Genomic DNA, 791 nt, shown 5'->3' on the forward strand with positions numbered 1-791 from the left:
TGTGCATGAAAATCCTGGTGCCAGTGAAAAGAGTGGTCGATTACAACGTGAAGGTCCGCGTGAAGTCGGACAACACGGGTGTCGACATCGCGAACGTGAAGATGTCGATGAACCCGTTCGACGAAATCGCGGTTGAAGAAGCCGTGCGCCTGAAGGAAGCGGGCGTGGCGGCCGAAGTGATCGCCGTGTCGGTGGGTGTCGCGCAAGCGCAGGAAACGCTGCGTACGGCGCTGGCGATCGGCGCGGATCGCGCGATCCTCGTCGAGTCGACCGATGGCGTCGAGCCGCTGGCCGTCGCGAAGATCCTGAAGGCGCTGGTCGACAAGGAGCAGCCGCAGCTGGTGATCCTCGGCAAGCAGGCCATCGACGACGATTCGAACCAGACGGGCCAGATGCTGGCCGCGCTGGCAGGGCTGCCGCAAGCGACGTTCGCGTCGAAGGTGACGGTGGCCGACGGCCGTGCAACGGTCGCACGCGAAGTTGACGGCGGCGCGGAAACGCTGTCGCTGACGCTGCCGGCCGTGATCACGACCGACCTGCGCCTGAACGAGCCGCGTTACGTGACGCTGCCGAACATCATGAAGGCGAAGAAGAAGCCGCTGGAAACCGTGAAGCCGGAAGACCTGGGCGTGGACGTTGCGCCGCGTCTGAAGACGCTGAAGGTGGTCGAGCCGCCGAAGCGCGCAGCCGGCGTGAAGGTGCCGGACGTGAAGACGCTGGTCGAGAAGCTGAAGACCGAAGCCAAGGTGCTGTAAGAGGGAGCGGAAAGAAATGACGATTCTGGTGATTGC

General features: G+C 63.6%; 1 protein-coding gene. It reads left to right on the forward strand.

All coding sequences use genetic code 11. The annotated features are described in order from the left end of the window. Positions 1-5: 5 nt before the first annotated feature. A complete protein-coding gene (locus tag BCO18175_RS40420; protein ID WP_174989401.1) occupies positions 6-755 on the forward strand; it encodes an electron transfer flavoprotein subunit beta/FixA family protein in 750 nt (249 codons plus the stop codon). Positions 756-791 lie beyond the last annotated feature (36 nt).

The organism is Burkholderia lata (genome assembly GCF_902499335.1).
In the GTDB taxonomy this organism is placed as follows: Bacteria; Pseudomonadota; Gammaproteobacteria; order Burkholderiales; family Burkholderiaceae; genus Burkholderia; species Burkholderia lata_B.

What these genes read in the sequence shown, in the direction of transcription:
- BCO18175_RS40420 (WP_174989401.1), top strand. Translation starts at nt 6, where the DNA reads ATGAAAATCCTGGTGCCAGTGAAAAGAGTGGTCGATTACAACGTGAAG.